The following is a 24,758-nucleotide window of genomic DNA, read 5'->3' as shown; positions in this document are numbered from 1 at the left end:
CCGCAGAGGTCTCATCTATGCCGCAGCAATGGCCAGCCACCGACATCGCCCGCATGATCCTCGATGGCTTTGACGATTACCGCGAGCATTTCCGGCGGATCACCGACGGCGCCCGGGAACGGTTCGAGCAGGCGCGCTGGCAGGAGACGCAAACCGCCTCGGCGGCGCGGATCAACCTCTACGAAGACAAGGTCGGCGAAACCATCGCGCGCCTGCGCGAGTATTTCGAGCCGGACACGCTGATGGAGGTCAGTTGCTGGCCGTTGGTGAAAAGCGCCTACATCAGCATCATCGACCTGCGCTTCGACGATGAGCTCTCCGAGACCTGGTACAACTCGATTTTCTGCGGCCTGTTCAGCCACGACCTGATCAGCGACGGCTGCATGTTCATCCACACCACCCGGCCGAGCCTGCGTCGCGCCCGGGCTGCGCAGACCCGCACCTACAAACCGCAAGGGCAGTTGTCGGGCATGCTCGCGAGCATCTTTGCCGACTACCGTTTCAGCGAGGCGTATGCCGACTTGCCCCGCGACTTGCAGCGTCTGGAAGCGCAACTGCGCGAGAACCTGCCGGACTGGGTGTGCAAGGACCCGGAACTGAGCGTCGAGTTGTTTTCCTCAGTGCTGTACCGCAACAAGGGTGCCTATCTGGTCGGACGCATCTACACCAACGACGATCAGTGGCCGCTGGTGATTCCGCTGCTGCACCGCGAGGGGCGGGGGATTCAGATCGACGCGCTGATCACCGACGAAGCCGATGTGTCGATCATCTTCTCGTTCACCCGTTCGTATTTCATGGTGGATGTACCAGTGCCGGCGGAATTCATCGGCTTCCTCAAACGCATCCTGCCGGGCAAGCACATCGCCGAGCTGTACACCTCGATCGGTTTCTACAAGCACGGCAAGTCGGAGTTTTACCGCGCCCTGATCAATCACCTGGCCAACACCGATGACCAGTTCATCATGGCGCCGGGCGTGCGCGGCATGGTCATGAGCGTGTTCACGTTGCCGGGCTTCAACACCGTATTCAAGATCATCAAGGACCGCTTCTCGCCGTCGAAGAACGTTGACCGTGCCACGGTGATCGAGAAGTACCGACTGGTGAAAAGCGTCGATCGCGTCGGACGCATGGCCGATACCCAGGAGTTCGCCGACTTCCGTTTTCCGCTGAGCAAATTCGATCCGGCCTGCCTTGCGGAATTGCTGGAAGTCGCGCCGTCCACGGTGTCGCTCGAAGGTGAAACCGTGCTGATCCGCCACTGCTGGACCGAACGCCGGATGACCCCGCTGAACCTCTATCTGGACAACGCCAACGAAGCCCAGGTGCGCGAAGCGCTGGAGGATTACGGCCTGGCGATCAAGCAACTGGCGGCGGCCAACATCTTCCCCGGCGACATGCTGCTGAAAAACTTTGGCGTCACCCGCCATGGCCGGGTGGTGTTCTACGACTACGACGAAATCTGCTTCCTCACCGAAGCCAACTTCCGCCACATCCCGGCACCGCGCACGCCGGAGGACGAAATGGCCTCCGAACCGTGGTACTCGATCGGTCCGCTGGACGTGTTCCCCGAAGAGTTTCCGCCGTTCCTGTTTGCCGATGCGGCGCAGCGCAAACTGTTCGATCAGTTGCATGGCGAGTTGTACAACGCTGATTACTGGAAGGGGTTGCAGGAGGCGATCCGGGCCGGAAAGGTTATCGACGTCTTTCCGTATCGGCGCAAGGGGCTGGATAACGAATAAAGCAGGCGCAAGCAGCAAGCTACAAGCGTCAAGTCAAAGGCTGCTTTGAACTTGCGGCTTGTAGCTTGGCGCTTGTAGCTGCTTTTCTGCGACAATCGCGTCCTTGCGCCACTAGACGACCGAATTGCGTACCCGATGACCGACGAATCGCCCTCCATCGACAAACTGCTGAAAAACCTCGATCACGCCATGCTCGCCGACCGCCACCGGCTGCGGCGGCAGTTGCTTGAGCTGCGCAAGAAACCTGACGAGGCCAAACTGGCCCAGTGGGTGGCGCGCATGCAGGCGTCCTGCGATCAGGTGCTGGCGCGCAAGGCCAGCCTGCCGGTGATCCGTTACGACGACAGCCTGCCGATTGCGGCCAAGCGTGACGAAATCAAGAAGGCCCTGGAAAAGCACCAGGTGCTGATCATCGCGGGCGAAACCGGCTCGGGTAAAACCACCCAGTTGCCGAAAATCTGCCTGGAGATCGGTCGCGGCCAGCATGGCCTGATCGGCCACACCCAGCCGCGTCGAATTGCGGCGCGCAGCGTGGCCAGCCGGGTCGCCGAAGAACTCGGTACGCCGCTGGGCGCGCTGGTCGGCTATCAGGTGCGCTTCGAAGACCAGAGCGACTCCAATACGCTGATCAAACTGATGACCGACGGCATCCTGCTGGCGGAAACCCAGAACGACCGCTACCTCGAACGCTACGACACGATCATCGTCGACGAAGCCCACGAACGCAGCCTCAACATCGATTTTCTGCTGGGTTACCTGAAAACCCTGCTGCCGCGTCGTCCGGACCTGAAAGTCATCATCACCTCGGCGACCATCGACCTGGAGCGCTTTTCCAAGCACTTCGACGATGCGCCGATTGTCGAAGTGTCCGGCCGCACCTTCCCGGTGGACACCTGGTATCGCCCGCTGACCCTGGAGCAGGACGAAGAGGGCAACCGCGTCGAGGATGACCTGACCGTGGATCAGGCGATCCTCGCCACCCTCGACGAAATCGCCGCTTACGAGCGCAGCGAACGTCGCAGTCCCGGCGACGTGCTGGTGTTCCTGCCCGGCGAACGCGAGATTCGCGACGCCGCCGATATGCTGCGTAAAGCCCAGCTCAAACACACCGAAATCCTGCCGTTGTACGCGCGCCTGTCGCCGGCCGAACAGCAGCGGATCTTCCAGTCCCACCCGGGCCGTCGCGTGGTGCTGGCGACCAACGTCGCCGAAACCTCGCTGACCGTGCCGGGTATCCGTTACGTGATCGACAGCGGCACCGCGCGCATCAGCCGCTACAGCTACCGTGCCAAGGTGCAGCGGCTGCCGATCGAAGCGATTTCCCAGGCCAGCGCCAACCAGCGTAAAGGTCGTTGCGGCCGGGTAGAGCCGGGCATCTGTGTGCGCTTGTACAGCGAAGAAGATTTCCTCGGTCGACCGGAATTCACCGATCCGGAAATCCTGCGCACCAACCTCGCGGCCGTTATTTTGCAGATGCTGCATCTGCGCCTCGGCGAGATCACGGACTTCCCGTTCATCGAGCCGCCGGACGGCAAGGCGATCAGCGACGGTTTCAACCTGCTGCAAGAGCTGTCTGCAGTGGATCGCAACAGTCAGCTCACGCCACTCGGCCGCCAGTTGGCGCGCCTGCCGGTGGACCCGCGCATGGGCCGCATGCTGCTTGAAGCCGCCAAGCTCGGCAGTCTGCAGGAAGTGCTGATCGTCGCCAGCGCCATGTCGATTCAGGACCCACGCGAGCGTCCGCCGGAGCGTCAGCAAGCGGCCGATCAGGCCCACGCCCAGTGGAAGGACATCGATTCGGACTTCGCCGGGCTGGTCAACCTATGGCGCGGTTTTGAAGAGCAGCGCCAGGCGCTGACCGCCAGCCCGCTGCGCAACTGGTGTCGCAAGAATTTCCTCAACTACCTGCGCTTGCGCGAGTGGCGCGATTCCCATCGCCAGTTGAGCCTGATCTGCCGCGACTTGCAGCTGAGCCTCAATAAAGAGCCGGCGGATTATCCGAAACTGCACAAAGCGGTGCTGGTCGGTCTGCTCAGCCAGATCGGTCAGAAAACCGAAGACGGCGACTATCTTGGCGCCCGTCAGCGGCGGTTCTGGATTCATCCGTCATCGGGCATCGGCAAGAAGCGTCCGCAGTGGGTGATGACCGCCGAACTGGTGGAAACCACCAAGCTCTACGCACGGATGGTGGCCAAGATCGACGCCGACTGGATCGAACCGCTGGCCGGGCACCTGATCAAGAAAAACCACTTCGAACCGCACTGGGAGAAGAAACGCGGCCAAGTCGTCGCGTTTGAGCAGATCACCCTGTTCGGCTTGATCGTGGTCGGCCGTCGACCGGTGCATTACGGCCCGGTGGATCCGGTGGTCTCGCGTGAACTGTTCATCCGCGAAGGCTTGGTGCGTGGCGAGATTCAGTCCCGGGCCAAATGCCTGACGGCCAACAAGCAACTGCTGGAACAACTCGACGAACTGGAAGCCAAGGCTCGCCGCCGGGACATTCTGGCCGACGAGGAAACCCTGTTCGCGTTCTACGATGCGCGACTGCCGGCAGAAATCCACCAGACCGCGACGTTCGACAGCTGGTATCGGGTCAACAGCCAGAAAGATCCGCAACTGTTGATCATGCGCGAGGAAGACGTACTGGCCCGCGAAGCCAGCGAAGTTACCGCTCAGCATTACCCGGACACGCTGCACATCGGCGACCTGGAACTGGCGCTGAGCTACCACTTCGAACCGAATCACCCGCGCGACGGCGTGACCCTGCGCGTACCGGCACCGCTGTTGCCGATGCTGCCGCCGGAGCGCCTGGAATGGCTGGTGCCGGGGCTGATCGAGGCCAAGTGCATTGCGCTGGTGCGTAACCTGCCCAAGGCCTTGCGCAAGAACTTCGTGCCGGTGCCGGACTTCATCAAGGCTGCGCTGCAACGCATGACCTTTGCCGAAGGTTCGTTGCCGCAAGCGCTGGGCCGTGAGCTGCTGCGCATGACCGGTGCGCGGGTCAGCGACGAAGCCTGGGCGGAAGCTGAGCAACAGGTCGAAAGCCATCTGCGGATGAACCTGGAAATCGTCGACGGCCAGGGCAAGTTCCTTGGCGAAGGGCGTGATCTGGCGGAGCTGACGGCACGTTTCGCCGAAGCCAGCCAAGCTGCATTGGCTGTGCCGCAAAGCGCGAAAAGCCAGCAACCGGTGGAAGCCAAGGTCTTCGCAGCGGTGGCGGAAAAGACTCAGCAGAAGATTGCCGGGCTGTCGATGACGGTCTATCCGGCGCTGGTGGAGGAGGGCGGTACGGTCAAGGAAGGGCGCTTCTCGACCCCGGCCGAAGCCGAATTCCAGCATCGCCGCGCCTTGCAGCGACTGTTGATGCAGCAACTGGCCGAATCGGCCAAGTTCCTGCGTGGCAAGTTGCCGGGCCTGACCGAACTGGGCTTGTTGTACCGCGAACTGGGCCGGGTCGATGCGCTGGTGGAAGACATTCTGCTGGCCAGCCTCGACAGCTGCATTCTCGATGGCGAAGACCCGTTGCCCCGCGACGGCGCAGGGCTGGCGGCACTGGCCGAGCGCAAGCGCGGCAGCTGGACCGAGCACGCCGAACGGGTGGCGCGCCTGACCCTGGAAATCCTCAAGCTCTGGCACGGTCTGCAAAAACGCTTCAAGGGCAAGATCGACCTGGCTCAGGCGGTGGCGCTGAACGACATCAAGCTGCAGCTCAGCCATCTGGTGTATCCGGGCTTCGTCCGGGAAACGCCGATGCTGTGGCTCAAGGAGTTGCCGCGTTATCTGAAAGCCGTCGAGCAACGTTTCGAGAAGCTTGGCGCACAGGTGCAGAAGGATCGGGTCTGGAGCGGCGAGCTCGCCGGCCTCTGGACGCAATACCAGACGCGCGCGGCCAAACACGCCCAGGAAGGCAAACGCGATCCGCAGCTTGAGCTGTATCGCTGGTGGCTGGAGGAGTATCGGGTTTCGCTGTTCGCCCAGCAGTTGGGGACGAAAGTGCCGATCTCCGACAAGCGGCTCAACAAACAATGGAGCCAGGTCGAGGCTTGATTCTGAAGTCTCGATTGCTCCCATGCTCTGCGTGGTAGCGCCTTCTCCGGACGCTCTGCGTCCGCTTTTGGGACGCAGAGCGTCCCTGGCTGCATTCCCACGCAGAGCGTGGGAACGATCAGCAAAAGGCGCCAAATGCCAAGGTTTATGGCAAACTTCGCGCCTATAAACGCCGGCCCCGCGGTTTTGAGCCTTGTCAGCCGCGGGCGAGGTCGGAATAAAGCGATGCCAGGTTTTTGCGTCCCCTCTATGGGAATAGACCCTTTGCGTGTTGGCACGTCGGTGCCAGCACTTTCTGCCTGAACAGATTAGAGAAACGACCATGCATAACGTCGTCATCAGCGGCACCGGCCTGTACACCCCGGCCAACAGCATCTCCAACGAAGAGCTGGTGCAGTCTTTCAATACCTACGTCGCGCAGTTCAACGCCGACAACGCTGACGCCATCGCCAGCGGTGAAGTCCAGGCCCTGACCGAATCCAGCGCCGCGTTTATCGAAAAAGCCTCGGGCATCAAGAGCCGCTTTGTCATGGACAAGGACGGCATTCTCGACCCTGCGCGCATGGCGCCACGCCTGCCGGAGCGTTCCAACGACGAATGGTCGGTGCTCTGCCAGATGGCCATCGGCGCTGCCGAACAAGCCTTGCAGCGTGCCGGCAAGACCGCCGCCGACATCGACGGCGTGATCGTCGCCTGCTCCAACCTGCAACGCGCCTACCCGGCCATCGCCATCGAAGTCCAGGAAGCACTGGGCATCCAGGGTTTCGGTTTCGACATGAACGTCGCCTGCTCGTCGGCGACCTTCGGCATCCAGCAAGCCGCCAACACCGTGCAACTGGGCCAGGCCCGGGCGATCCTGATGGTCAACCCGGAAGTCTGCACCGGTCACTTGAACTTCCGCGACCGCGACAGCCACTTCATCTTCGGTGACGCGGCTACTGCGGTGATCATCGAGCGTGCCGATACGGCGACGTCGAAACACCAGTTCGACGTGGTCAGCACCAAACTGCTGACCAAGTTCTCCAACAACATCCGTAACAACTTCGGCTTCCTCAACCGCGCAGCGGAAGAGGGCATTGGCGCCCGCGACAAACTGTTCGTGCAGGAAGGCCGCAAGGTGTTCAAGGATGTCTGCCCGATGGTGGCCGAGCTGATCGGCGAACACCTGGAGGAGAACAAGCTCAACGTCGGTGACGTGAAACGCTTCTGGCTGCACCAGGCCAACTTGAGCATGAACCACCTGATCGTGCGCAAGCTGCTGGGCCGCGAAGCCACCGAAGAAGAAGCGCCGGTGATTCTCGACACCTACGCCAACACCAGCTCCGCCGGTTCCGTGATCGCTTTCCACAAGTATCAGGACGATCTGGCGGCCGGTTCGCTGGCGGTGTTGAGTTCGTTCGGTGCCGGTTACTCGATCGGTAGTGTGATTCTGCGCAAGCGCTGAGATTAAGGTTAATTTCCTCTTAACCGCGTTGATATTTCCTACATCCGAATCGGCTGCAACGCTGTAATTTTCGGAGATGGCGGCAGGACGGTGCGTTGAGCACTCTCCTGCCGTTATCATTTTCGAAGTCAGGACAAGGGGATTGAGGGATGGCAGCTGACGACACCCAATTGCTGGCACGTTTGCTGGCCGGCGAGCAAAAGGCTTTCAAGGAACTGGTCACCACCTACCAGAGCGCCATGCGCGCGGTGGCCTATGCGATTGTCGGTCAGCGTCATGTCGAGGAAGTGGTGCAGGACGCCTGGCTGTCGGTGGTGCGCCATATTGGCAGCTTCGAGGGCCGCTCCAGTCTCAAGACCTGGCTGCTGACCATCACCGCCAACTCGGCCAAGGGCCGTTACAAACAAAACCGTCGCGAAGTGCTGATGGATGATCTGCCGTCGCCCCACGGCACCATCGACGACGACCGTTTTTCTCCCGGCGACGGTCACTGGCTGGTCGCGCCGTTCGCCTGGCATCAGGACACGCCCGAAGCGCTGCTCACCGAGAATGAACTGCGCGAATGCCTGGAACACACGCTGCTGAGCCTGTCGGAGCTGCAAAGCAGTGTGCTGTTGCTGCGCGAGCGCCAGGGCCTGGAGCTGGAAGAGATCTGTAATCTTCTGGAGATCTCGCTCTCCAATGTCCGTGTGCTGCTGCATCGGGCACGTTTGAAGGTCTTTGCGACCGTGGAACATTTTGAGGAGACAGGCGAATGTTGACCTGCAAGGAGCAAGTGGCACGATCCAGCGATTATCTCGATGGCCAGTTGAGCTTTCGCGAAAAGCTGATGGTGCGTCATCACCTGATGTTCTGCCCCAATTGCCGACGATTCATTCGTCAGATGCGTCTGATGCAGGCGACATTGCGGGTGATGCCGGAGAAGCCGGATGAGGGTGTGGAGGCATTGGCCGAACGTCTGGCGGCGCAGCGGCGAAAAGACAGTCCCTGAGGCAAAAAAACAGCCCGGCTTAACAGCGGCGAACGGATGATGGGGATCGCTGCTGCTGCGCCGGGCTGTAGGAGAAAAGCAGCTTCAAGCGACAAGTGAGGCATTCACTCGCGGCTTGAAGCCTGGCATTGCTGTTTTAGAACTTGGCTTCGGCATCCAGTTGCAGGGTGTTGATGTCGGAGTCAGTCTTCTTGAGGCTGGCGTTGGTGTAGTCCGAGTTAGCCATGAAGTACGTGGCGCCCAGGGTGAAGTTCTTGTCCAGCTCGTAGCTCACTTTCAGCTTGCTGCCGCGCGAACCGGTGTAGCCGTTGGCGAAGTCGGAGTCGGTGAAGGCACCCACCACAGCGTTACGCTGTACGTCGCGGTAGTTGTAGTCGATCCCGAAGCCGTAAACCTTGGTCTTGACGCCTGCCAGCCAGCCAGTGTCCTGGTCGTTGCTGGCGTCGTTGTTATTGACGTACTGACCGTAGATCGACAGCGGTACCGGCAGGTTGGCGACGTCCAGCTGACCAAAGCCTTCATACAGTTTGAAGGTTTCGTTCGGGCTGTTGCCATTGACGGCCAGGGCGCATGGCGCGGTAACGGTGCCGGTGGTCGGGCAGGCACTGTCCTTGTCGTTGTCGTAGGAATAGATACTGCCGCCCAGGGTCAGTTTCAGGCTGTCGGTCAGTGCGAAACGACCGCCCAACTGGCCGGCGTACAGGCGCAGGTCGTGCTTGAACTGCACGCCTTCGCCATCGACGTTGTCCTTGAGGGTGTAGTGACCGGCGCTACCGAACAGTTCGGCGCTGCCGTTCAGCGGGTACTTGTAGGTGACGGCCAGGCCTTCCGGGTTGATGTCGCTGTCCCAGATGATGTCGCCCATGCTCACCCAAGGCTGGTTCATTTTACCGGCGATCAGGTGCAGGTTCTTGATGGCGTCAGGGTGGTAGTCGACGTAACCCTGGTCGAGCCAGATCTGCTTCTTGTCGAAGTAGTTGTTCAGGTCCTGGTTGGTGGAGCGTGCGTCGTCGCTGCTGCCGGTGGCGATACGGATACCGGTGTCCACCTGCGGGTTGATTTCGGTGTAGGCACCCAGACGGGCACGAATGCGCTGACGGTCCTGGTCCTTGGCGTTCGGCACGCCATCGTTCTTGACGGTTTCCTGACGGAAACGCACGTCACCCTTGAACTGGGTCTTGGCAGCCCAGGCCAGTTTCTGGTCGAAGGTGCTCAGTTCGTTGGTTTTCTTCGCGGTCGCCGCGATCTGCTCGTTGGTCTCTTGCTGCGCCTGCTGCGCGATTTGCTGGGCCTTCTGATCCTGGGCCAGTTCAGTTTGCAGTTCTACGTACTGCGCCTGGGTAATGGAACCGTTGGCCTTGAGCATTTCGAGCAGTTTGGCGTCGACTGCGGCACTGGCCGGAACACTCATGGCCAGCAACAGGCCACCGCACAGGGCTGCCGCAGTTTTCGTGGAAGCAAGACGCATAGCAATCTCCGAAGATGAGAGGGATGGCTGAACCATCCTGGGCACAACCGACGATTTGAACGTCGGAAAACTGTGGCCGGGTAGAACCCGGCGCTCTAAAAACAGGCGCCAGTATCGCGATGGTTTATGACAGAGCAGTGGCACGGTGATGGCAGGTTGATGACGATACAAAACTTCCGTGAACTATTGATTTAGAGCGCTGTCGCGCAATCGGGCGTGGGCAAGAACACGGCGATCGGCGATACTCGCGAGGCTTTCAGGCCCGGATGTGGAGAGGAAAATGCCGTTGCAGCGCCTGCAAAAACTGTCGGAAATCGAACCGGCGCTCTGGGATGCACTGGTGCCGGACAACCAGCCGTTTCTGCGCCATGCCTTCCTCGGCGCACTGGAAGACAGCGGCAGTGTCGGCCCCCACACGGGCTGGCAGCCGGAGCATTTGCTGCATGTCGAAGACGGGCGTCTGATCGCGGCACTACCCGGTTATCGCAAGTGGCATTCCTACGGTGAATACGTGTTCGATCACGGCTGGGCCGACGCCTGCGCCCGCGCCGGCATTGATTACTACCCCAAGTTTCTGAGCGCCGTGCCCTTCAGCCCGGTCAGTGGTCCACGGTTGCTGGCGGCGAATGTCGAGGACGGATTCGAACTGCTCAAGAGCCTGCCGGGTTACCTGGAGATTGAAGAACTCTCCAGCGCCCACATCAATTTCACTGACCCCTTCACCGACGCTGCCATGGCCGAACAACCGGGCTGGCTGCAACGCATCGGCTGTCAATATCACTGGCAGAATCGCGGCTATCGCGACTTCCAGGACTTTCTCGACGTGCTCAGTTCGCGCAAGCGCAAACAGATGCGCAAGGAGCGCGAGCAAGTGGCGGGGCAGGGTTTCGAGTTCGAATGGCTTGAAGGGCGAGAGCTGGACGAAGCGCAGTGGGATTTTGTTTACGCCTGCTACGCCAACACGTATGCGGTGCGTCGCCAGGCGCCGTATCTGACGCGGGAGTTCTTCAGCCTGCTGGCCGAACGCATGCCGGAATCGATTCGTGTCGTGCTGGCCAAACAGGGCTCAAGGCCGGTGGCGATGGCGTTCAGTCTGGTGGGGGGCGACAGCTTTTACGGTCGTTACTGGGGTTGCCTGGCCGAGTTCGACCGGCTGCATTTTGAAACCTGTTTCTATCAGGGCATGGACTACGCGATTGCCCAGGGTTACCAGCGTTTCGACGCTGGCGCCCAGGGCGAACACAAACTGATTCGCGGTTTTGAACCGGTGATCACCCATTCTTGGCACTACCTGCGCCATCCCGGCCTGAAAGCCGCCGTGAAGGATTTCCTCCAGCAGGAGCGCGCCGGTGTACTGGCTTACGCCGAAGAGGCGAGGAGCGCCTTGCCGTATCGGCAAGCCTGATCCTCGCCGCTGCCCTCAATTGTCTTCCTTGCCCAGCCAGCGATAGACCACGCCGCCGACCACCGCGCCCAGCAGCGGTGCGACCCAGAACATCCACAACTGCGCGATCGCCCAGCCACCGACCATCAGCGCCGGGCCCGTGCTGCGGGCCGGGTTGACCGAGGTGTTGGTCACCGGAATCGAGATCAGGTGGATCAGCGTCAGGCCCAGGCCGATGGCAATCGGTGCCAGTCCTGCCGGCGCGCGCTTGTCGGTGGCGCCGAGGATGATCACCACGAACATGGCGGTCATCACCAGTTCGGTGACGAACCCGGCGGCCATCGAGTATTTGCCTGGCGAGTGCTCGCCATAGCCGTTGGAGGCAAGGCCGGCGGCGATGTCGAAACCCTCCTTGCCGCTGGCGATGTGGTAGAGCAACGCCGCTGCCAGAATCCCGCCGATCACTTGGGCGATGATGTAGGCAGGCAGCTCTTTGGCCGGAAACCGACCGCCGACGACCAGACCGACCGACACGGCCGGGTTGAGGTGACATCCGCTGATGTGGCCGATGGTAAACGCCATGGTCAGCACCGTCAGACCAAACGCCAGGGCGACCCCCAGCACGCCGATTCCCAAGGGTGACGACGCGGCGATCACCGCACTGCCACACCCGCCCAACACCAACCAGAACGTACCCAACAACTCAGTGACTGAACGTTTGAACAGAGACATGAGAGTGTCCTTGATAGACGTGCTATCGAGACTGCATCGAGTTGTGCTTCCTTGCAGAATTACGACAGGTTCATCTCCAGAACCTTCGCTGATTACAGCAGGGATTCAAGGGATTTCCAGCAGGCGATAAAAAACCGCCAGAGCCCGTGGCAGAGGGGCTGTGGCGGTTTTTGTGTTTCGCGCAGGGTCAGTCGATGCCGACAAACCCTCCGGTCTGGTGCGCCCACAACCGCGCATACAACCCGCCATGGGCCAGCAGTTCGGCATGGTTGCCGCTTTCGGCGATCTTGCCGTTCTCCAGCACCACCAGCCGATCCATGCGGGCAATGGTCGAGAGGCGGTGGGCGATGGCAATCACGGTCTTGCCCTGCATCAGGGTTTCCAGGCTTTCCTGGATCGCCGCTTCGACTTCCGAGTCCAGCGCCGATGTCGCTTCGTCCATGATCAGGATCGGCGCGTCCTTGAGCAGCACCCGGGCAATTGCGATCCGCTGGCGCTGGCCGCCGGACAGTTTCACCCCGCGCTCGCCGACATGCGCGTCGAACCCGGTGCGACCTTCGGCATCCGACAGCAGCGGGATGAACTCATCGGCACGGGCCTTGCGCACTGCTTCCCAGAGCTCGGCGTCGGTGGCGTCGGGCTTGCCGTACAGCAAGTTGTCGCGGATCGAGCGGTGCAGCAGCGAGGTGTCCTGGGTGATCATGCCGATCCGCGCACGCAGGCTTTCCTGGCCGACTTCGGCGATGTTCTGGCCGTCGATCAGGATCCGCCCACCCTCGACGTCGTACAGGCGCAGCAGCAGGTTGACCAGGGTCGATTTGCCGGCGCCGGACGGGCCGATCAGACCGATCTTTTCCCCCGGTTTGATCGTCAGGTTGAGGTCGCCGATGATGCCTTTCTTCTTGCCGTAGTGAAAATCCACGTGCTCGAAACGCACTTCGCCACGAGCCACGGCCAGCGGTTTGGCCTGTTCGTGATCGGTGACGCTGACCGGTTGCGAGATGGTCTGCAGACCGTCCTGGACCATGCCGATGTTTTCGAAGATCCCGGTGACCACCCACATGATCCAGCCGGACATGTTGACGATACGGATCACCAGACCGGTCGCCAGGGCGATGGCGCCGACGGTGATCAGCGACTGCGACCACAGCCACAGCGCCAGCGCGGTGGTGCCGACGATCAGCAGGCCGTTCATGGTGGTGATCGCCACGTCCATGCTGGTGACCACGCGCCCGGCCATCTGGGCCTTTTCGGTCTGCTCCTGCATGGCTTCGCGGGCGTAGTGCTGTTCGAAATTGGTGTGGGCGAACAGCTTCAGGGTGGCGATGTTGGTGTAGCCGTCGACGATCCGCCCCATCAGTTTCGAGCGCGCATCGGAGGCCTCGACCGAGCGATCCTTGACCCGTGGCACGAAGTAATAGAGTGCGCCGATGTAAGCGGCGATCCACGTCAGCAGCGGGATCATCAGGCGCCAGTCGGCTTCGGCGAACAACACCAGCGAACTGACCGCGTAGATCAGCACGTGCCACAGCGCATCCACCGCCTGCACGGCGGAGTCGCGCAGCGAGTTGCCGGTCTGCATGATGCGCTGGGCGATGCGCCCGGCGAAGTCGTTCTGGAAGAAGTTCAGACTCTGCTTGAGCACATAGCTGTGGTTCTGCCAGCGAATCATGCTGGTCATGCCCGGGCTCAGCGTCTGGTGCACCAGCAAGTCGTGCAGGCCGAAGAAGATCGGGCGCAGCACCAGTGCAACCACCACCATCCAGGTCAGTTCGAAAGCGTGGTCGTGGAAGAAATTCGGGTTCGGCGTGCCCTGGGCCAGGTCGATGATGCGGCTCAGGTAACTGAACAGCGCCACTTCGATCAGTGCGGCGAACAGGCCGACCACCAGCAGGGCGGCGAAACTTGGCCAGACCTGCTTCAGGTAATAGGTATAGAAGGGCAGAACACGGTTCGGCGGAGCCGCCGTCGGGGCGTCACGGAATATGTCGATCAGTTGTTCGAAACGGCGATAGAGCATCAGATAACCGCCCGGAGTACGGGCTCTCCTTTTATCAGTGTGAGCGGCGCGGTGTTAAACCGCCGCCGCTCGATTCGCCCTGTAAAGCTTAGTCGATGCGCTTGGCCGACTTGATGATCACAGGGTCGACAGGCACGTTTTGCATGCCCTGTTTGGTGGTGGTCTGGGAGTTGACGATGATGTCGACCACGTCCATGCCCTTGACCACTTTGGCGAACACGGCGTAACCGGCGTCGCGGCCCGGATCGAGGAACGCGTTGTCGGCGACGTTGATGAAGAACTGGCTGGTGGCCGAGTTTGGATCGGAAGTACGGGCCATCGACAGGGTGCCGCGAACGTTGTGCAGACCGTTGCTGGCTTCGTTCTTGATCGGTGCCTTGGTGTCTTTTTGTGCCATCTGCTGGGTGAAACCGCCGCCCTGAGCCATGAAGCCCGGGATCACACGGTGGAAAATGGTGTTGGTGTAGAAGCCGCTGTCGACGTACTCAAGGAAGTTCTTGGTACTGATCGGCGCCTTGACCGGATCCAGCTCGATTTCGATGGTGCCGTTGGTGGTCACCAGTTCGACGTGGGGCGCCTTGGCCGGCGTGGCAGCCATCAGGTTGGCGGCGAACAGCACGGTGCCGGCGGCGAGGGCGAGTTTTTTCAGCATGGTTCAGTGATCCTGAGGGTGAATATCGGCTGTGGCGAGAAACTCCAGCAGCGTTTGATTGAAACGTTCGGGTTGATCGAGCGGGGTGGCGTGGCGCGAATCGGCGATCACCACCAGCCGCGCATCGGGCAGCAGTCTGACATAGGTTTCTTTCAGCGAGACGGGGGTGTAGTCCCGGTCGGCGCTGACGACGAGCGTTGGACAGGAGATCCTTGAAAGTCGTTCCTGAACCCCCCAGCCAACAATCGCATCGAAGCTGGCGAGATAAGCACGTTTGTCGTTTTTTGCCCAGCGCTCCGCCATTTTCTGCCGCAAATCTGCCTGCTCCGGTTTGGGGAACAGCTTGGCGCCAAGGGCTTTGCCAATGGTGGCCAGGCTCAGCAGGCGCATCAGGCTCCAGCGCTTGAACCACTGCCAGTAATCGTCGCGACTGCGCACCTTGACCTCGGGCGCGCTGTTGACGATGGTCAGGCTCTTGAGCATCTGTGGCTGATCGACGGCGAACTGGAAGCCGATCATGCCGCCCATGGACAGGCCGGCGTAGTGCACCGGGCCGAGCTTCAGGTGTTCGATCAGGGCGACGATGTCGGCGCTGAAGCCGGCGATGCTGTAGCGTTCGCGGGGCTTGTCGGAGCGGCCGTGGCCGCGCACGTCCGGGACGATCACCCGGTACTGCGCGGCCAGTGCCGGGATCTGCATTTCCCAGTCCAGCGTGCTGGAGCCGAGCCCGTGAACCAGCAGCAACGGATCGCCGTGGCCATATTCCTCGTAGTGCAGGTTGCAACCTTCATGCTCGAAATACGCCATCGGTGAACTCCGTGTCAGGCTTGTTCGGGGGCGGCGAACGGTGCGTCCAGCGGCAAGGTGTCGAAGGTGCGCAGCAGTTCGACGAGAATCTGCGAGGCCGGGCCCAGCGGTTTGTCCTTGTTCGAGTAGAGATAGAAGCTCGGATTGCGGCTGCCGCCCTGATCCAACGGTAGCAGCTTGAGCAGGCCTTCCTTCAATTCACGTTCGATCATGTGCCGTGGCAGCCAGGCAAAGCCCAGGCCGCTGGAAACGAAATTGGCGGCGGTGGCGAGGCTGCCGACGGTCCAGCGTTGTTCGGCACCGAGCCAGCCGACGTCCCGGGGTTGCTGGCGGCCGGAGTCGCGGATCACCACTTGCATCTGGGTTTCCAGATCCTGGAAATTCAGCTCGCGGTTCAGTCGATGCAGCGCGTGTTCGGGATGGGCGACGGCGACGAATTCCACGTCGCTCAACTCCGCGCCGAGGTAACCGGGAATGCTCAGGCCGGTGATGGCCAGATCGGCCACGCCTTCGAGCAGCACTTCCTCGACACCCGACAGCACTTCTTCACGCAGACGCACGCGGCAGCCACGGCTCTGCGGCATGAACGCGGTCAGTGCGCGAACGAGGCGGGCGCTCGGGTAGGCGGCGTCGACCACCAGCCGCACTTCGGCTTCCCAGCCTTGCTCCATGTGATGGGCGAGGTCTTCCAGTTGGCTGGCCTGTTTCACCAGTTGTCGCGAACGCCGCAGCAGTACGCCGCCGGCTTCAGTCAGTACGGCTTTACGGCCGTCGATGCGCAGCAACGGCACACCGAGCTGGTCCTGCATGCGGGCGACGGTGTAGCTCACCGACGATTGCGAACGGTGCAACGCTTCGGCGGCCTGGGCGAATCCGCCGTGGTCGACCACCGCCTGCAACGTTCGCCATTGATCAAGGGTCACGCGGGGCGCTTTCATCAATAGCTCCTCTTGTCCTAAGCTGGCTGTCCCTCATGGAGACTGCCGAATGAAAAAATTCTGTTGTGTGGTGCTGGCGCTGCTGCCACTGACCGCGTTTGCGTATCCGATCGATGTGCAGAAGAATCTCAATGGCCTGAAGATCGACTACGAGTCCTTCGATACCGATAAAGACATCGGCTCCATCCGGGTCGCCAACTACGGCGAGGTCGACGCGGTCTGCAAGGTCGTGTTCAGCAATGGCCCCGAGGCGCCGCGCACCCGCAATATCGAAGTCCCGGCCGGCAAACATACAAACGCCACCGCCAAGTTCTCCCGCGAGATCATCAAGCTGCGCGTCGAACTGAGCTGCAACCCGAAATAACACCCGCCTCTTTGTGGGAGCCCGTGTGCTCCCACAAGGTATGCGTCAGCTTATAAACGAATTTATCGATGCTTTATAGCAGTTATTTGCGCTTTTCCATCGATACGACTCTGTTTAACCTTCACTCCATCGACTTACAACATTCTCGGATGGAGGCTACACACCATGTCCCGCGTTCTGATCATCGAAAGCAGCGCCCGCCAGCAAGACTCGGTATCCCGTCAACTGACCCAGACCTTCATCAGTCAGTGGAAAGCTGCACACCCGGCCGATCAGATCACCGTACGTGACCTCGCCGTGAACCCGGTGCCACACCTGGACATCAACCTGCTGGGCGGCTGGATGAAATCCGCCGAACAGCGCAACGCCAACGAACAATCCTCGCTGGATCGCTCCAACGAACTGACCGATGAATTGCTGGCCGCCGACGTGCTGGTGATGGCCGCGCCGATGTACAACTTCGCGATTCCAAGCACCCTGAAAGCCTGGCTCGACCACGTGCTGCGTGCCGGCGTGACCTTCAAGTACACCGAAACCGGCCCGCAAGGCCTGCTCAGCGGCAAGCGTGCCTACGTGCTGACCGCTCGCGGCGGTATCTACGCCGGCGGCCCGGCGGATCACCAGGAACCGTACCTGCGTCAGGTGATGGGTTTCATCGGCATCCACGACGTGACCTTCATCCATGCCGAAGGCATGAACCTGGGCGGCGACTTCCAGGAGAAGGGCCTCAACCAGGCCAACGCCAAACTGTCCCAGGTCGCTTGATATGTTAATCGCCAGATAATCGCCGATTGTTCTAGTGACCTGGCGCAACCCCTTCAAGGCTCTACGCGCATCGAACCTCCCTTTGCACTTGTTGCTCCTGAGTGCTGTAGCCCGATTGAACGCTTTAGCGAGATCGGGCTTTTTTTTGCCTGCGATTTAGCGATGGCCGGGAAAAACCGCTATCGTCGCCGCCATTCGAAATCGAGGCGACCATGGGCTATCTACTTATTGTCACGCTGATCCAGGCGTTTTCCTTCAGTCTGATCGGCGAATACCTGGCCGGGCATGTCGACAGCTACTTCGCGGTGCTGGTGCGCGTGGTACTGGCCGGGCTGGTGTTCATTCCGCTGACGCGCTGGCGTTCGGTGGAACCGGCGTTCATGCGCGGCATGCTGCTGATCGGCGCGTTGCAGTTCGGCGTGACCTACGTTTGTTTGTACCTGAGCTTCCGGGTACTGACGGTGCCGGAAGTGCTGCTGTTCACCATCCTCACGCCGCTGCACGTGACCCTGATCGAGGACGCACTGAACCGACGCTTCAACCCATGGGCGCTGATCGCGGCGCTGGTGGCCGTGTGCGGTGCGGCCGTGATTCGCTATGACCGGATCAACCCGGACTTCTTCATGGGCTTCCTGCTGCTGCAACTGGCCAACTTCACCTACGCCGCCGGGCAGGTGTTGTACAAACATCTGGTGGCGAAGCATCCGAGTGATCTGCCGCACTACCGGCGCTTCGGTTTCTTCTACCTCGGCGCACTCGCGGTGGCGTTGCCGGCGTTCCTGCTGTTCGGCAAATCAAACTTCCTGCCCGAAGCGCCGCTGCAATGGGGCGTGCTGGTGTTCCTGGGGCTGGTCTCGACTGCTCTCGGCCTGTACTGGTGGAACAAGGGCGCATGCCTCGTCAACGGCGGCACCCTAGCGGTAATGAACAACCTGCACGTGCCGGTGGGGCTGCTGCTGAACCTGTTGATCTGGAATCAGCATGAGGAACTGGGGCGATTGTTCCTCGGTGGCGGCGTGATTCTGGCGGCGGTGTGGATCAGCCGGTTGGGGATTCGCAAGCCGCAGGCCATTGGCTGAATCGCCACTTCACCCATTATTTCCACCGCGATAACTATGTACCGCACCTGACTACCGCTTGATCGACACGCTGTGCCCTACAGACAAGGAGTGACTGTATGGCACAGAACAATTTCAACGATGGAACGTCGGGAAGCGTCGTCATCCGAACCGGGCCACCCGCTTCGGGTGGCGGATCGGGCGGTGGTTTTGGTGGCGGTGGAGGGGTTTCGGGCGGCTTCGGCAAGGTCAGCAAGAGCAAACAAAAGGCTCGGGCGCGGGCCAAGGCGGCGCACCGGCAAAAACAACAGCAAGAGCAAGCCCAAGCGGCGGCTCAGGCACAGGAAGCTGTAAACCAGGCACAGGCCGCCGCCACACAGGCTCAGGAACAGGCCCGCCAACTGGCGCACAGGCAGTTTTTGGCGGGGCTGGTTCAGCGACATGACGCCATCAGAGCCGAGGTCGATCGTCGCTTTGCCGAAAGGGCCGGGCAGTTCGCACCTGCACTGGAGCAGGAAATTCGGGCGGCGAGCACGTTATCCGACCCCAATCACAGCGAGCGCTGGCAGCTCTACCAGATCAGCAAGCAGAAAAGCGAAATCGACGGGCTGATCGCCCGCAAATCCGCAGACCTGAATGCGAACACGGCGGTGGTCTTATCCTTCGATGGCCATGATCCGCTGACGCGCACCTCCCAAGATTATGTGGCACGACTCGGCCAGTTCGGTGAAGCGCACGACGATGGGCATCGGATCTGGGAGAGCGCTTACACCGCCGCCCATGAAGCGCGATTACTTAGCTCGCAGATTCACGCCCTGCGGGAAAAATCCGCAGCAGTGGCCAGGCATCATGCCGAGCAGACCGTGGTCTGGCGTGCCAGGGAAGCGGTCTTGGAGGCTCAGCGCCAATACGCTGCGCAGCGCGAGGCACGGGTTCGATTCAAGCAACAGGCGGATGAAGATGCGCGGGTCAGTCGAACCCGGCAAGCCAATACGCTGACCGTTCCGCTGTCATCGATGACGCACGGCGCGATGGTGTTGACGCGTTCCGGTGCACTCGTTACCCAGCAAGCGGGTTCACTCATCGAGGCAGGTGTACGGCAAGCGGTCAAACACCTTCCCCTCGCCATGCTGGTTCCCCATCCGTCCACGGTATTGATCGCCGGGTTGGTGTATTCGCCAACGCTGGGCGATGGAGAACTGACGCCGGAGCAGCGACGACGATTGTTTCAGTCTGTCGCCGTGCCTGCCCGGGCGCTGGGGCTTTCCGATGAGCAGGCGCTGCGCACGATCGCCGATTCCGGCGGATCTGTGGACATGCCTTATCGGCTCAAGCCTGAGGCCGTAGCGCAAGGCACCGTCGTCATTGCGGTCACCACCGGCAATGAGATCGGCGCCAGTGTCCCGGTCATCAACGCGGTGCCTGATCCGCTGACGGGAAATTACACCGCAGAAGTCCCCGGTTCACCGCCCCGACACTTGCAGTTCACACCCGATGCGAGCATCGCCAAGGATATTCCGAGCCAGGGCCGGATAGCGCTGCTGCCGCCGGTTGTTCAGGACTTGCCGAAGGGCATCGACCTGCGCATTCAGGACTGCATCATCTGCGTGCCGGGTTCGGCGCCGATGTACCTGTCCTTCAACCTGCCGCCGCTGGGCGCGGGCGTCGTCACCGGCAAGGGGCAACCCGCCACGGCTGACTGGTGGAACACCGCCAGCCGCAGCGTCGGTGCAGCCATTCCCAGTCAGATCGGCGACCAGATGCGCGGGCGCGAGATTCAGTCTTTCGGCGCATTTGGCGACGCACTGTGGCGGACATTGGGTGAGCAATCTGCACTCACCAGCCAGTTCGATGAGGTCAACAAAAAACGCGTCGAGCAAGGTTTCGCCCCCTATGCGCCGAAAAGCACCTGGGTGGGTGAACGCCGCGAGTTCGAACTGCGCTTTCAGGACGATGTATCCGTTGGCGCAAATCCGTTCAATCTCGATCGGGTCAGCATCGTCGTGCCGCAAAGTGCCCACGGACGACGTGGCGTTCTTCCTGCCGTCCAGCCTTGGCCGATTCCTCCGGTGGGCATTGGAACTTGGACTCCTCTGGTGCCACCGGGCAGCGAACACCTCGGGCCGACCACCACACCGATTTCCCCCTCGACACCCACGGCTTATCCCGGCAACCCGCTCATCCCGATCCTACCGGCAAACGAGACGTTTCCGGCTGTTGATGAAGGGCAGGCCGGTGCGAGTATTCCGGGGTTCCCGGGGGATATGGAGCTGCCTTCGCCGGATCTGGTGTTTGCCGGGCCGCCAGTTGAGCCGCTGGAGGTGGGGCCCTATAACGAACTCAGTGGGCGAAGCAGGGGGGATGGGTTGGATATTGACCATATTCCTTCGCAGAAGGCGTTGGAGTTGTACCTGCGGAATAATTTTCCCCATATGACTCCGCGTGAGCGTCGAAATTTTCTTCAACGGGCTCCTAGCATTGCCATACCGTTCAATGTGCATAGAAAATTTAGTGAAACCTACGGAGGGCGTAATACATCTTCAAAACAAGGGCAAGATGCGATCGATATAGAGAGTTCAGTCGATCAGAATTTTGATGCGATAAAAACTGGATTGTTGGAAGCAGGGTTTGCTGAGGCGGAAGTTGAAGCTGGACGTAAAAAACTACATGTTCTTCACAAAGAGCAGGGGTGGTATTGATGAATTCTTTGAAGGTTAGTGAGCTTATTGCAGGCGTAGGGCTTCCTTTTGGGGCTCTAGTCACACAGGGATTGCTTGATGAACAACCTCTGGTGGAGCTATATCCGGGGTGTGACTTGCAAGATCTTGAGATTGAAAACGGTGTGGAACTGACATTTCTGGCTGAGTCCAAGAAGCTGGAGAGCGTATTCATCACCTTGGTCAAGACGATGCCTATGACTGTCATGTACGAAGGTGATCTTCCAACGCCTTTTAAGTCGGTTATGACACAAACCTATGTTCATGCAATTTTTGGAGCGGCTATGGAGACCCGGGGGCCAATAAAAATGCCCAAGCCAATGGGGCAAACTGGAGGTTGGGAGTCCTATCTACTCGATCAAAATACCTATCCAGGTAAAAAGGTGGTGTTTCAATATACCGCTGACATGCAAGTCAAAACGTTAGTTTTCACCTTGGTGGAAAAGTAGTAAAGCTAAGTGACTGAATGGTGTTTGCCGGAGAACTATTGTGATTTTTAAAGACAGCCTTGAAGACTACACCGAGGTGGAGTTTTTAGAGTTTCTGCGCGCTCTTTATGAAGAAAGAGATGATATGTCTGCTGACAATTACGACGCCTTCATACTCAAGGGAGTAGAGCACTTCGAGCGGGTGACGCAGCATCCTGATCGCTCGGATGTGATTTTTTACCCGAAAGAGGGGCAGGAGAGTTCGCCTGAAGGTGTTCTGCGTGTCGTGAAAGAGTGGATCGCGCTCAGCGGTAAACGGGGATTTAAGTCGAAATGATTTTTAAAGAGAAGCTTGAGCACTACACCGAAACCGAGTTTTTAGTGTTCCTCCGCGAGTTTTTTGATGACTTGACCCCACTTGAAGGCGACGCTTTGGGTGAGTACACCGATAAGTTACTGGATCATTTCGAGCTGGTAACCGAACACCCCGACCGCTCGGACGTCATCTTCTACCCCAAGGAAGGACGTGAAGACAGCCCCGAAGGCATCCTGAAAGAAGTGAAAGAGTGGCGCGCGCTCAATAACAAACCTGGCTTCAAACCTGAGTAACTATGAAGCAAGTGACCAAGGATGGAGGGCATTCGCTTGAATGCCCTCCGGAGTCATGCGGACAAACAAGGAAGTTAAAAACCATGAAACTCAAATCAACCCTCGGCGATTACACCGAGCCGGAGTTCCAGGCACTGGTCGACCGGATCTGGGCTGTCGATGTACCCAAAGCGGATCACGACCGATTGATCAATCACTTCGACCGGATTTCAGGTCATCCCAAAGGGGCGGATCTGTTGTTCTATCACCCCGAGGATGATCCCAATCCGAACTCCAGTGGCTCGATCGTTTATTACGTCAAAGACTGGCATCGCAAACAGGGCCGCGTTGCGTTCAAGGGACAGGCCGCGTCCCCGGCGGTTGCGCCTGCGCAATGGCCTCCGGCGCCGATGGACTGGGCGCAGATCACCCGACAACGCATTGCCCAGACTCAGGCCGAGGTACAAAAACTCGTCGCCGATCTGGCTGTTTCCGAGCGCGACGCCCAGGCGGCACTCGCGGATCTGCAACTGCGCATCAGCCATCTTCGTCAGCAATTGAGTGCACAAGCGCTCATTGCTCAACGAGAACTGGAAATTCGTGCGCTGGAGGGAAGCGAATTTGATTGCCGCCTTGCCATGCAACGCTTTCGATACTGGCAATTGCACGTGCAACTCAAAAGAGACAACGCGCAGCGCGAGGTCACGTACGCAGGGGCGGAACGAGGGCAGTGGCAAAGCATTGCGCAGCAGATCAGTGCCATTTACGACGGTTATGTCGCGAAGTTGAATCAACTCAATCCGCGTCTCAGGCAACTTCAAACGGAGGCCGAAGCGCTGTTGTCGACGGCACAAACTCAACTTATGGGGCTGCGCGATCAGCAACAGCTCGGGCCCGCGCAGGTCGGGGCTCAGATGTATTCCCCTCTGGCTTTTGCCGATGCGCGTCCGGCCATCATCGTTGAAGGCGCACTGTCGCAAACGTTGGAAAACCATCGCGTCGATCTGCAAAAGGCCATTCGTTCGGCGGTGGCGGAGTTCACCTGGCAGATCACCTCCAGTGCTCCGACGCATCAAGGGCAGTATGCCGCTGTGCTGCAATTCGAGTTTCGCAGTCGCGCCGAGGTGGGCCGGTTTGGGGTTTGCGTTCCGCTGGCGGACCTTCTCCCGATTGAAGGGCCGGATTGGCACTACCTTGCGCAAACGCAGGGTGCGGTCGATGTCCCGTTCAGATTGAGCAGTGGCACCTGTTCCGTACCGCCCGGAACGTTGTCCCAGGGCATCAGGGAAATCGAGACTTTGCACCAGGTGGCCCTTTCACCGGTGAGTACGGGCGACTCGTCATCGGGTGTCAGAGTTCGCCCGGCAGTCTGGATTGAGAGTACGCAAACCTACTTGTTTACGGCTGAAGGCGTTGCGCCGTTGTCTGTCAGTTGGTCTCCTTCGGGCGTAGACGAGAATTCCCCGAAACGGACAACGTTCGCCGATCATCGCCTGGGGTTCCTGCGCTCGGCAGCGGTGCCGTTGCTGGAAACGTTCACCGAACCCTCAACCGTGGTCTTCGATGACTATGTCGTGGTGTTCCCTGCCGATTCGGGCCTGGAGCCTGTGTATGTCATGTTCAGGAATCCACTGGAGTTTGCCCAGGCAGCCGGCACTACCCCGGCGCCAGTTGCCCCACCAGAAACTCGATAAACGCCCGGGTCTTCTGCGGCACCCGCCGCGCTGACGAATACACGGCGTTGATGGTGATCGCCGGCGCCTGCCATTCGCACAGCACCGGCACCAGCCGCCCGGTCGCCAGCGCTTCTTCGACGATGAAATCCGGCAGCAGCGCAATGCCCATGCCGGCCTCGGCCGCTTGCGCCAGCAGGTCGCCGTTGTTGGCGTGCAGCGGCCCGGTGACGTTGACTCGCTGGGTCTCCTTGCCGTTGCACAGTTGCAGGCTGACGCCACTCTGCAGATAGCCGTAGTTCAAGCATTGATGCGAGCGCAGATCCTGCGGGGTCTGCGGCGTGCCCGCGCGTTCGAGGTAAGCAGGGGAGGCGACCATGATCCGCGGCGCTGGCGCCAGTTGCCGGGCGATCATGGTCGAGTCGGGCAGGCTGGCGATGCGGATGGTCACGTCGAACCCGCCGCGTACCGGATCGACCTGCTGGTCGCTGAGCACCAGTTGCAGCTCGATGTTCGGGTGCTGCTCGTGGAACAGCGGAATCAGCTTTCCCAGCCGCCGCAGGCCGAACGACATCGGCGCGTTGACCCGCAACACACCGCGCAATTCGCCAACCCCGTCCCGGGCTCGCTGTTCGGCCTCGTCCAATGCCGCAATCACTTCCCGCGCTGCTTCGAAATACTCCGCACCGGCCTCGGTCAGGTGCAGGCTGCGGGTAGTGCGTTGCAGCAGTTGCACGCCGATGGCTTCTTCGAGCGCCTGAATCTGTTTGCTGACTTTCGACCGGGGCACGTCCATGGCCCGGGCGGCAGCCGCAAAGCCGTTCTCGCCGACCGTTACCACGAAGGCGCGCATGCATTCGATGCGATCCATGATTGTCCCTTATTTAGAATCAATTATTCTCGATTTTAGGGAATTGTCCCTTTATCGGCTAGCCCCTAAAGT

The 24,758-nt window shown here is 60.3% G+C and carries 21 protein-coding genes; 14 read left to right on the top strand and 7 right to left on the bottom strand.

Translation table 11 applies throughout. The features are described from left to right. The first annotated feature begins 17 nt into the window (after positions 1-17). The 5 genes from aceK to AC07VV_RS13225 all read left to right on the top strand — a co-directional run bounded on the left by aceK (position 18) and on the right by AC07VV_RS13225 (position 8,221). Positions 18-1,739: a bifunctional isocitrate dehydrogenase kinase/phosphatase gene (gene aceK / locus AC07VV_RS13245; RefSeq protein ID WP_495036460.1), complete on the top strand. Its 1,722-nt coding sequence runs from the start codon at positions 18-20 to the stop codon at positions 1,737-1,739. A 135-nt stretch (positions 1,740-1,874) separates the two neighbouring features. Continuing rightward, the gene (hrpA, locus tag AC07VV_RS13240) at positions 1,875-5,786 is read left to right on the top strand and encodes an ATP-dependent RNA helicase HrpA (protein WP_495036459.1); all 3,912 of its coding nucleotides are present in this window, start codon (positions 1,875-1,877) and stop codon (positions 5,784-5,786) included. A gap of 322 nt (positions 5,787-6,108) precedes the next feature. Further along, entirely contained in the window at positions 6,109-7,230 is a 1,122-nt protein-coding gene (locus tag AC07VV_RS13235) for a beta-ketoacyl-ACP synthase III (protein WP_495036458.1), read from the top strand. 149 nt (positions 7,231-7,379) lie between these two features. Further along, on the top strand, positions 7,380-7,991 hold the full coding sequence (locus tag AC07VV_RS13230) for an RNA polymerase sigma factor (RefSeq protein WP_408986324.1): 612 nt from the start codon (positions 7,380-7,382) through the stop codon (positions 7,989-7,991). Further along, entirely contained in the window at positions 7,985-8,221 is a 237-nt protein-coding gene (locus tag AC07VV_RS13225) for an anti-sigma factor family protein (protein WP_495036457.1), read from the top strand. The genes AC07VV_RS13230 and AC07VV_RS13225 overlap by 7 nt, the downstream gene beginning before the upstream one ends. Before the next feature lie 136 nt (positions 8,222-8,357). Here AC07VV_RS13225 and AC07VV_RS13220 read toward each other — a convergent pair whose 3' ends face one another. After that, entirely contained in the window at positions 8,358-9,689 is a 1,332-nt protein-coding gene (locus AC07VV_RS13220) for a putative porin (RefSeq protein WP_096819360.1), read from the bottom strand. A gap of 280 nt (positions 9,690-9,969) precedes the next feature. On the opposite strand from AC07VV_RS13220, the gene AC07VV_RS13215 reads away from it, so the two are divergent. After that, positions 9,970-11,094, top strand: coding sequence for a GNAT family N-acetyltransferase (locus tag AC07VV_RS13215; protein WP_495036456.1), 1,125 nt, complete (start codon positions 9,970-9,972; stop codon positions 11,092-11,094). A gap of 15 nt (positions 11,095-11,109) precedes the next feature. Here the strand turns inward: AC07VV_RS13215 and aqpZ are convergent, their stop codons facing one another. The 5 genes from aqpZ to AC07VV_RS13190 all read right to left on the bottom strand — a co-directional run bounded on the left by aqpZ (position 11,110) and on the right by AC07VV_RS13190 (position 16,222). Further along, the gene (gene aqpZ, locus AC07VV_RS13210) at positions 11,110-11,805 is read right to left on the bottom strand and encodes an aquaporin Z (RefSeq protein WP_495036455.1); all 696 of its coding nucleotides are present in this window, start codon (positions 11,803-11,805) and stop codon (positions 11,110-11,112) included. 187 nt (positions 11,806-11,992) lie between these two features. Next, complete coding sequence (locus AC07VV_RS13205) at positions 11,993-13,825, bottom strand: ABC transporter ATP-binding protein (RefSeq protein ID WP_495036454.1); 1,833 nt, start codon at positions 13,823-13,825, stop codon at positions 11,993-11,995. Between the two features lie 88 nt (positions 13,826-13,913). Next, positions 13,914-14,477 carry a peptidylprolyl isomerase gene (locus AC07VV_RS13200; RefSeq protein WP_495036453.1) on the bottom strand — a complete coding sequence of 188 codons (564 nt, stop codon included), beginning with the start codon at positions 14,475-14,477 and terminating at the stop codon, positions 13,914-13,916. A 3-nt stretch (positions 14,478-14,480) separates the two neighbouring features. Then, complete coding sequence (locus AC07VV_RS13195) at positions 14,481-15,284, bottom strand: alpha/beta fold hydrolase (protein WP_096819355.1); 804 nt, start codon at positions 15,282-15,284, stop codon at positions 14,481-14,483. 14 nt (positions 15,285-15,298) lie between these two features. Continuing rightward, the gene (locus tag AC07VV_RS13190; protein WP_007956543.1) at positions 15,299-16,222 is read right to left on the bottom strand and encodes a PA3225 family LysR-type transcriptional regulator; all 924 of its coding nucleotides are present in this window, start codon (positions 16,220-16,222) and stop codon (positions 15,299-15,301) included. Positions 16,223-16,271: 49 nt separating this feature from the next. Here AC07VV_RS13190 and AC07VV_RS13185 point away from each other — a divergent pair, with 49 nt between their 5' ends. The 8 genes from AC07VV_RS13185 (at position 16,272) to AC07VV_RS13150 (ending at position 23,836) form a co-directional block, all read left to right on the top strand. Beyond that, positions 16,272-16,586 carry a 3-phosphoglycerate kinase gene (locus AC07VV_RS13185; protein ID WP_085710332.1) on the top strand — a complete coding sequence of 105 codons (315 nt, stop codon included), beginning with the start codon at positions 16,272-16,274 and terminating at the stop codon, positions 16,584-16,586. Positions 16,587-16,751: 165 nt separating this feature from the next. Continuing rightward, positions 16,752-17,351, top strand: a complete 600-nt coding sequence (locus AC07VV_RS13180; protein WP_495036452.1) for an FMN-dependent NADH-azoreductase — start codon at positions 16,752-16,754, stop codon at positions 17,349-17,351. Positions 17,352-17,563: 212 nt separating this feature from the next. Then, positions 17,564-18,430: a carboxylate/amino acid/amine transporter gene (locus tag AC07VV_RS13175; RefSeq protein WP_495036451.1), complete on the top strand. Its 867-nt coding sequence runs from the start codon at positions 17,564-17,566 to the stop codon at positions 18,428-18,430. A 98-nt stretch (positions 18,431-18,528) separates the two neighbouring features. Further along, positions 18,529-21,108 carry a pyocin-S2/colicin E7-DNase domain-containing protein gene (locus AC07VV_RS13170; protein ID WP_495036450.1) on the top strand — a complete coding sequence of 860 codons (2,580 nt, stop codon included), beginning with the start codon at positions 18,529-18,531 and terminating at the stop codon, positions 21,106-21,108. Next, positions 21,108-21,575, top strand: a complete 468-nt coding sequence (locus tag AC07VV_RS13165; protein WP_495036449.1) for a DUF6392 family protein — start codon at positions 21,108-21,110, stop codon at positions 21,573-21,575. Before AC07VV_RS13170 ends, AC07VV_RS13165 begins: the two co-directional genes overlap by 1 nt. Positions 21,576-21,615: 40 nt before the next feature. After that, on the top strand, positions 21,616-21,891 hold the full coding sequence (locus tag AC07VV_RS13160) for a bacteriocin immunity protein (protein ID WP_495036448.1): 276 nt from the start codon (positions 21,616-21,618) through the stop codon (positions 21,889-21,891). Then, on the top strand, positions 21,888-22,163 hold the full coding sequence (locus AC07VV_RS13155; RefSeq protein ID WP_495036447.1) for a bacteriocin immunity protein: 276 nt from the start codon (positions 21,888-21,890) through the stop codon (positions 22,161-22,163). The genes AC07VV_RS13160 and AC07VV_RS13155 overlap by 4 nt, the downstream gene beginning before the upstream one ends. Positions 22,164-22,246: 83 nt before the next feature. After that, a complete protein-coding gene (locus AC07VV_RS13150; RefSeq protein ID WP_495036446.1) occupies positions 22,247-23,836 on the top strand; it encodes an S-type pyocin domain-containing protein in 1,590 nt (529 codons plus the stop codon). On the opposite strand, the gene AC07VV_RS13145 is transcribed toward AC07VV_RS13150, so the two are convergent. Further along, positions 23,799-24,686: a LysR family transcriptional regulator gene (locus tag AC07VV_RS13145; RefSeq protein WP_495036445.1), complete on the bottom strand. Its 888-nt coding sequence runs from the start codon at positions 24,684-24,686 to the stop codon at positions 23,799-23,801. The two genes, AC07VV_RS13150 and AC07VV_RS13145, sit on opposite strands and share 38 nt — an antisense overlap. Positions 24,687-24,758: the final 72 nt, after the last annotated feature.

The sequence above is a fragment of the Pseudomonas sp. GW821-FHT02C04 genome (assembly GCF_059421845.1).
This window is presented reverse-complemented; position numbering and strand designations above follow the sequence as displayed.

Bases quoted from the DNA above. Each gene is read 5' to 3' on its own strand.
- aceK (WP_495036460.1), top strand. From the start codon at position 18: ATGCCGCAGCAATGGCCAGCCACCGACATCGCCCGCATGATCCTCGAT.
- hrpA (WP_495036459.1), top strand. From the start codon at position 1,875: ATGACCGACGAATCGCCCTCCATCGACAAACTGCTGAAAAACCTCGAT.
- AC07VV_RS13235 (WP_495036458.1), top strand. From the start codon at position 6,109: ATGCATAACGTCGTCATCAGCGGCACCGGCCTGTACACCCCGGCCAAC.
- AC07VV_RS13230 (WP_408986324.1), top strand. From the start codon at position 7,380: ATGGCAGCTGACGACACCCAATTGCTGGCACGTTTGCTGGCCGGCGAG.
- AC07VV_RS13225 (WP_495036457.1), top strand. From the start codon at position 7,985: ATGTTGACCTGCAAGGAGCAAGTGGCACGATCCAGCGATTATCTCGAT.
- AC07VV_RS13220 (WP_096819360.1), bottom strand. From the start codon at position 9,689: ATGCGTCTTGCTTCCACGAAAACTGCGGCAGCCCTGTGCGGTGGCCTG.
- AC07VV_RS13215 (WP_495036456.1), top strand. From the start codon at position 9,970: ATGCCGTTGCAGCGCCTGCAAAAACTGTCGGAAATCGAACCGGCGCTC.
- aqpZ (WP_495036455.1), bottom strand. From the start codon at position 11,805: ATGTCTCTGTTCAAACGTTCAGTCACTGAGTTGTTGGGTACGTTCTGG.
- AC07VV_RS13205 (WP_495036454.1), bottom strand. From the start codon at position 13,825: ATGCTCTATCGCCGTTTCGAACAACTGATCGACATATTCCGTGACGCC.
- AC07VV_RS13200 (WP_495036453.1), bottom strand. From the start codon at position 14,477: ATGCTGAAAAAACTCGCCCTCGCCGCCGGCACCGTGCTGTTCGCCGCC.
- AC07VV_RS13195 (WP_096819355.1), bottom strand. From the start codon at position 15,284: ATGGCGTATTTCGAGCATGAAGGTTGCAACCTGCACTACGAGGAATAT.
- AC07VV_RS13190 (WP_007956543.1), bottom strand. From the start codon at position 16,222: ATGAAAGCGCCCCGCGTGACCCTTGATCAATGGCGAACGTTGCAGGCG.
- AC07VV_RS13185 (WP_085710332.1), top strand. From the start codon at position 16,272: ATGAAAAAATTCTGTTGTGTGGTGCTGGCGCTGCTGCCACTGACCGCG.
- AC07VV_RS13180 (WP_495036452.1), top strand. From the start codon at position 16,752: ATGTCCCGCGTTCTGATCATCGAAAGCAGCGCCCGCCAGCAAGACTCG.
- AC07VV_RS13175 (WP_495036451.1), top strand. From the start codon at position 17,564: ATGGGCTATCTACTTATTGTCACGCTGATCCAGGCGTTTTCCTTCAGT.
- AC07VV_RS13170 (WP_495036450.1), top strand. From the start codon at position 18,529: ATGGCACAGAACAATTTCAACGATGGAACGTCGGGAAGCGTCGTCATC.
- AC07VV_RS13165 (WP_495036449.1), top strand. From the start codon at position 21,108: ATGAATTCTTTGAAGGTTAGTGAGCTTATTGCAGGCGTAGGGCTTCCT.
- AC07VV_RS13155 (WP_495036447.1), top strand. From the start codon at position 21,888: ATGATTTTTAAAGAGAAGCTTGAGCACTACACCGAAACCGAGTTTTTA.
- AC07VV_RS13150 (WP_495036446.1), top strand. From the start codon at position 22,247: ATGAAACTCAAATCAACCCTCGGCGATTACACCGAGCCGGAGTTCCAG.
- AC07VV_RS13145 (WP_495036445.1), bottom strand. From the start codon at position 24,686: ATGGATCGCATCGAATGCATGCGCGCCTTCGTGGTAACGGTCGGCGAG.